7 protein-coding genes are annotated in these 5965 nt (G+C 57.4%); 5 read left to right on the plus strand and 2 right to left on the minus strand.

Annotated features, from left to right (window positions below; translation table 11 throughout):
• Nucleotides 1–14: 14 nt before the first annotated feature.
• The 5 genes from ACFDSS_RS12835 (at nt 15) to ACFDSS_RS12855 (ending at nt 4572) form a co-directional block, all read left to right on the plus strand.
• Nucleotides 15–1559: a monovalent cation/H+ antiporter subunit D gene (locus ACFDSS_RS12835; RefSeq protein WP_375256132.1), complete on the plus strand. Its 1545-nt coding sequence runs from the start codon at nt 15–17 to the stop codon at nt 1557–1559.
• 1 nt (nt 1560) lies between these two features.
• Nucleotides 1561–2061, plus strand: coding sequence for a Na+/H+ antiporter subunit E (locus ACFDSS_RS12840; RefSeq protein ID WP_375256126.1), 501 nt, complete (start codon nt 1561–1563; stop codon nt 2059–2061).
• The gene (locus ACFDSS_RS12845; RefSeq protein WP_375256127.1) at nt 2058–2345 is read left to right on the plus strand and encodes a K+/H+ antiporter subunit F; all 288 of its coding nucleotides are present in this window, start codon (nt 2058–2060) and stop codon (nt 2343–2345) included. The genes ACFDSS_RS12840 and ACFDSS_RS12845 overlap by 4 nt, the downstream gene beginning before the upstream one ends.
• Nucleotides 2342–2713 (plus strand): Na+/H+ antiporter subunit G, encoded by a 372-nt coding sequence (locus ACFDSS_RS12850; protein WP_375256128.1) that lies wholly within the window; start codon nt 2342–2344, stop codon nt 2711–2713. Before ACFDSS_RS12845 ends, ACFDSS_RS12850 begins: the two co-directional genes overlap by 4 nt.
• A gap of 209 nt (nt 2714–2922) precedes the next feature.
• Nucleotides 2923–4572: an ABC transporter permease gene (locus tag ACFDSS_RS12855; RefSeq protein ID WP_375256129.1), complete on the plus strand. Its 1650-nt coding sequence runs from the start codon at nt 2923–2925 to the stop codon at nt 4570–4572.
• On the opposite strand, the gene ACFDSS_RS12860 is transcribed toward ACFDSS_RS12855, so the two are convergent.
• Complete coding sequence (locus ACFDSS_RS12860) at nt 4569–5354, minus strand: carnitinyl-CoA dehydratase (RefSeq protein ID WP_375256130.1); 786 nt, start codon at nt 5352–5354, stop codon at nt 4569–4571. The genes ACFDSS_RS12855 and ACFDSS_RS12860 overlap by 4 nt on opposite strands.
• A partial coding sequence (locus tag ACFDSS_RS12865) for an acetate--CoA ligase family protein (RefSeq protein WP_375256131.1) occupies nt 5347–5965 on the minus strand: 619 nt, incomplete at its 5' end. The genes ACFDSS_RS12865 and ACFDSS_RS12860, both read right to left, overlap by 8 nt.

Genomic DNA, 5965 nt, shown 5'->3' on the forward strand with positions numbered 1-5965 from the left:
CCGGAGGGTTCAGCATGAACCATTGGCTGATCGCTCCTGTTGTATTGCCAGCGATGCTGGCCCCCTTCATCGTCCTCGCGGCGCGCTATCACATCGGCATCCAACGGGTGTTCTCTTTGGTTGGCGTCATGACGCTTGTCATTATTTCGGCGTCACTGGCTTGGGCGGCGTCGGACGGCACAATATTGCTCTATCAGCTTGGTGATTGGGCGGCGCCTTACGGCATTGTCCTGGTCGGAGACAAGCTTTCGACGATGATGGTCCTGCTGACCAATATGCTTGCGCTTTTTGTGCTGGTCTATGCGATAAGCTCTGGCTGGGACAATCGTGGTAATCACTTCCACGCGCTGTTCCAATTCCAACTGATGGGCATCCTTGGGGCTTTCCTGACGGGTGACCTCTTCAATCTCTTTGTTTTCTTTGAGGTCCTGCTGATCGCCTCTTATGGCTTGATGATCCATGCCGGCGGTACGAAGCGGCTAAGAGCGGGCGTGCAATATGTGCTGTTCAATCTGATCGGATCGACATTGTTCCTGTTTGCACTGGGCTCGATCTACGCCGAGACGGGCACACTGAACATGGCTGATCTGGCGCTGCGGGTCGCGATGATTAGCCCCGAAGAAACTGTCGGTATTCGCGTGGCGGCGGTCTTGCTGCTGCTGGTTTTTGCGATCAAGGCGGCCCTTGTACCGCTGCATTTCTGGCTACCGTCAAGCTACGCCGAGGCCCCCGCACCAGTCGCGGCTCTCTTCGCCATCATGACCAAGGTGGGCGCTTATGCGATCATCCGTGTCTACACAATGATTTTCCCATCCGATCTGGAGATCACGGCAGGGCTGCAAGACACATGGCTTTTGCCAGCTGCGTTGATTTCATTGATTATCGGCATGGTCGGGGTTTTGGCCGCAAAGCAATTGGACCGTTTGGTCGCCTTCTCGATCATTGGCTCAATGGGCATGGTGATGGTCTCAATTGCGCTGTTTACACCTGAAGGCATTGCGGCGGCACTTTACTATATCATCCATTCGACATTGGCGGGTGCGGCCCTGTTCCTGATCGTTGATCTGGTGCGATGCAGCCGCAACGACCTAGCGTTAACGCCGCAACCACCCGTTGCAGGTGCAACGATGATCGCGAGCCTGTTCTTTGTCGGAGCAATCGCCATGGCGGGTCTGCCCCCCCTGTCGGGTTTCTTGGGCAAGCTTCTGATCCTTGATGCAGCCTATGACACCAATTTGATGGTCTGGATCTGGACGGTTGTGCTGGGGTCCAGCTTGGTCAGCATCGTCGGGTTTGTCCGCGCCGGCAGCGTCCTGTTCTGGAAAGCCCAGAGCATCCGCCCCGCGCAGGATGCGCAACCGCGGCGTGAACCTGCGGTTCTGTCTTATGCAGCGGTAGGCGGGCTCATCCTGCTCTTGGCGCTGCACACTGTCTTTGCAGGTCAAGTTCATCGTTACACCACGGCCGTCGCGGCACAGCTCTTTGATCCGGGGCCTTATATTGCAAAAGTGATAGAAACTCCCGGCAAACTGAGCGACCCAAAATCGGAGGATCGTTGATATGGCTCGCGCGTTCAATTGGTTGATCCCACATCCGCTTCTGACCTTGATGCTGACAATTGTCTGGATGTTCTTGCAGAATGAATTGTCTGCCGGGATGGTCGTGTTCGGTTTTATCCTCGGGGTAATTATCCCTTGGAGTACCTCGATCTGGTGGCCTGACACGCCGAAGGGCTTTCACCCGTTCAAGATGGTTTCCTACAGTCTGATAGTGATCTGGGACATCATCGTGGCGAACATCGAAGTGGCGTGGATCGTTTTGACGGTGCCCACGTCCAAACTCAAACCTGCCTGGATCGTGATCCCGTTGCGGCTGCGCGAACCTGAGGCCATCACGCTGCTGGCGGGCACCATCACGCTGACACCGGGCACGGTTTCGGCTGATTTATCCGACGAAGGGCACAGCCTTCTGGTGCATGTCTTGCATACCGACGACCCGGATGCGGTGCGTGAAGAGATCATCACCCGCTATGAGGGCCGCCTATTGGAGATTTTTACATGATACTGGCAATGCAATTTCTCAATATCGCACTGGCGATCACATTTGTGGCGCTGGCACTTGGGCAAGTGATGTCGATGGTGCGGCTGGTGCTGGGGCCGACATCCGGCGACAGGGTGCTTGCGCTTGACACGATGGTCATCAACGCGCTTGGTCTGGTCATTGTGCTGGGCATTCACCAAGGGGTGCAAATCTATTTTGAAGTCGCCCTTTTGATCGCCATGCTCGGCTTTGTGTCCACAGTGGCCATGGCCAAGTTTATTCTGCGGGGGGACATCATCGAATGACCGCGCAGATCATTGGAACATATGTGGTGAGCCTGTCGCTCTTGATAGGGTCCGGCTTCGCGCTGGTCGGCGCCATCGGCCTTTTGAAGTTCAACGACCCCATGACTCGGCTTCATGCGCCAACAAAGGTCGGCACGGTCGGGATAGGTATGCTGCTGATCGCGTCGATCATACATTCCTTCCATAACGGAGAGCCCTCCCTGCATGAGGTGCTTATCATGGCATTCCTCTTTGTGACGGCCCCGATTACCGCGAATTTCATTGCCAAAGTGAACATCCACCGACGCGCCTGTGAGACCCCGCCCGACCCTGCAAAGGATGACACATGGTCAACGCTGAATGTGCCGGAAGCTGATGCTGAAAACTGAAAACGAACAGGCCATTGGCACAGCGGCCACATTTGACAAGAAAATGAACTGAGGATCGGTCAAGCGAAATGAGGCCGGCGATTGGAAACATGACCGTTTGTCAGCCACAAGCCACATCTGCGTCAGTTTCAGCCGCCCCCCAGCGAGGAAACGCCGCCATCGCTCAAAGCACGCTTGCCGGAAGCCCGCCATCCGCGTAATTGGCGACTATGGAAACTGAAATGCCAATCAGTCGCCGCTTCATGCGCAAGGGCTACGCCGCAATCGCGGTGATTGTCACGTTGATCTGCGTCATCCCTTACGTGGGCGTTGTCATTGCCGCTGGATCAGGGTCTTTCGACACCTTGGACATGTTGGCAGAGACGGTCTTGGGGCGCTATGTCGCCACGACGTTGATCCTGGTTGTTCTGGTCATGGGCGGCAGCGCCATGATTGGCACGGGCGCCGCGTGGCTTGTCACAATGACAGATTTCCCCGGACGGCGCTGGCTTGAAATCGCGCTGGCACTGCCACTTGCATTTCCAGCCTATGTTTTGGCCTATGGATATACGCAAGTACTGGACCATCCCGGTATCGTGCAAAGCACGTTACGTGATGTCACAGGTTGGGGTCCACGTGACTACTGGTTCCCCGAAATCCGTTCCATCGGCGGAGCGGCAATGATGCTGACGCTGGTGCTTTACCCTTACGTTTATCTGCTGGCGCGGGCAGCATTCACCGCGCAAGGGGCGAGCACGTTTCTGGCCGCGCGCGTACTGGGCCGCACACCGTTTCAGGCGTTCTTCTCCGTTTCGCTGCCAATGGCGCGTCCGGCGATTGCCTCTGGTGTGATGCTCGTCGCGATGGAGACCATCGCGGATTTTGGCACCGTCGCCTACTTTGGTGTCCAGACTTTTGCCGTGGGTATCTACACAAGCTGGTTCACGATGGCCGACCGCGCAGCGGCAGCACAATTAGCGCTGGGACTTCTGAGCTTCGCGCTTTTGCTGGCGATGCTGGAACGCCTCAGCCGCGGTGGTGCCAAATACGCCAACGGCAGACGCAATGCCCCGATGAAACGGATCACTCTGACGCCGACTCAGCGCATTGTGGCGTGCGTCTTTTGCCTGATCCCCGTGATGTTGGGCGTGATATTGCCGGTTGCGGCGTTGGGCACGATGGCCGTGGGTTCAGAACAAGACCTGCTCAGCCCGCGCTATCTTGGCTTTATCCGGAACTCTCTGACGTTGGCGAGTATCGCGGCCTTTGTCACCGTGATCGCCGCTTTGGTACTGGGGACCTTCCACCGCGTTCAGGCCAACCGCTTGACCGCCGCGTCGCTCTATCTGGCGCGTATTGGGTATGCGGTGCCGGGGGGCGTAATCGCGGTCGGCCTGCTGGTGCCTTTTGCGGCCTTTGACAACACGCTGGACGCATGGATGCGCGCGACATTTGATATCTCGACCGGGCTCTTGTTCACTGGGTCGATCTGGCTGCTGATCTTCGCCTATTTGATCCGTTTCTTGGCGGCTGCAATTGGCGCCTACGAGGGCGGTATCGCGACCGTTGGTCCCAATATGGACGCCGCAGCGCGGACCTTGGGCCAAGACATGCCCGGCCTCGTGCGGCGGGTGCATATGCCGTTGCTGCGCACAAGTTTGCTGACTGCGGGTTTGATTGTGTTCGTTGACGTGATGAAAGAGCTGCCGGCGACCTTAATTATGCGTCCGTTCAACTATGACACGCTGGCGGTGCAAGCCTACAGGCTCGCCTCTGATGAACGGTTGGAGGGCGCGGCAGTGCCAAGCCTTGTGATCGCTGCCATCGGGCTGATCCCCGTGATCTTGCTGTGCCGCCGGATCGGGAGCGGACGCGCCTAGCGGCCTTTCCAGACCGGGTCGCGCTTCTCGGCGAATGCCCGCGCGCCCTCAAGCTGGTCTTGCGACGTATAGAGCGTTTCAACCGTTCCGAATTGACTTCTGGTGATTTTGTTCATCGCGTCTTGAAACTTCATATCTTCCGCTTCCCGCACGATTTCCTTCAATGCAGCATAGACCAAAGGCGGGCCGGACGCGATCAGCTCAGCCATCTTGCGCGCTTCCGACATCAATAGGTCCGCCGGGACGACGTGGTTTATCAACCCCCAGCGCGCGGCCTCTTGTGCATCGAGCCAGCGACCCGTCAAGAGCATCTCCATCGCGATATGGTAGGGTATCCGCTTGGGCAGTTTCACAGAGGCGGCATCGGCAACCGTACCAGAGCGGATTTCCGGCAAAGCAAAGCTTGCATGTTCGGCAGCAAAAAGAATGTCTCCCGACAGAGCCAGCTCCAGCCCGCCGCCACAGCAGATACCGTTGATCGCCATAATCACCGGTTTGTTCAGACGCGGGAGCTCCTGCAATCCGCCAAAACCGCCTTTGCCATAATCACCATCCACGGCATCACCCTCTGCCGCGGCCTTGAGATCCCAACCAGGGCAAAAGAACTTGTCGCCAGCTCCGGTGACCAAAGCGACGTGCAAATCAGGGTCGTCGCGGAAACTGGCAAAAACGTCACCCATGATCCGGCTGGTGACCAGATCAATGGCATTGGCCTTGGGGCGGTCCAGCGTGACCTCAAGAATATGCCCGTTGCGCTTGGTCTTGATGGGGCTGTCAGTCATCTGGGTCTCCTGTGGTGATAAGGGCGTCTGCGGCGACCGCGCGCGTGGGGCCGCACATCAGCGGATTGATTTCGATTTCAAAAGGGTGCGCATCCAAAACGTAATTCTGCAAGGCCAGCACCGCATCAATGATCGCCTGACGATCCGCTGCCGCTGCGCCACGATAGCCGTCAATGAGCGGGGCGATGCGCAGGTCATACAAGGCTGCGGTAATATCTTCTGAGGTTACAGGCAGCAGCAGGTTGCTGCGATCTGCCAAAACCTCAGTGAATGTCCCACCCGCCGCGAGGGTGAGAACATAGCCATGTGCCGGGTCAAGGACGACGCCAATAAGCAGTTCGACCACCGTACCTGTAATCATTTCTTCAAGGAGGAAATGCTCTGTCGGCATGCTTGCCGCCGCCGCAATGAGCGCGTCCTCGTTTCGCAACCCGATGGCAACCGCTCCTGCCTCTGTCTTATGGGCAATACCTTCCCCTTTCAGGACCAAGGGATAACCTACGCTCCTGCCGGCCTCTGCGACGTCGCCCAAAGCATCAACGCGTTTTGACTTTGGGATTTCCAATCCAAAGCGAGCGAGCGCAGATTTGGCTACAGCTTCAGGCAATATC

Source organism: Yoonia sp., assembly GCF_042093035.1.
Lineage (GTDB): Bacteria > Pseudomonadota > Alphaproteobacteria > Rhodobacterales > Rhodobacteraceae > Yoonia.

Excerpts from the sequence above, each read along its gene's own strand:
- ACFDSS_RS12835 (WP_375256132.1), top strand. The coding sequence starts at position 15 with ATGAACCATTGGCTGATCGCTCCTGTTGTATTGCCAGCGATGCTGGCC.
- ACFDSS_RS12845 (WP_375256127.1), top strand. The coding sequence starts at position 2,058 with ATGATACTGGCAATGCAATTTCTCAATATCGCACTGGCGATCACATTT.
- ACFDSS_RS12855 (WP_375256129.1), top strand. The coding sequence starts at position 2,923 with ATGGAAACTGAAATGCCAATCAGTCGCCGCTTCATGCGCAAGGGCTAC.
- ACFDSS_RS12840 (WP_375256126.1), top strand. The coding sequence starts at position 1,561 with ATGGCTCGCGCGTTCAATTGGTTGATCCCACATCCGCTTCTGACCTTG.
- ACFDSS_RS12850 (WP_375256128.1), top strand. The coding sequence starts at position 2,342 with ATGACCGCGCAGATCATTGGAACATATGTGGTGAGCCTGTCGCTCTTG.
- ACFDSS_RS12860 (WP_375256130.1), bottom strand. The coding sequence starts at position 5,354 with ATGACTGACAGCCCCATCAAGACCAAGCGCAACGGGCATATTCTTGAG.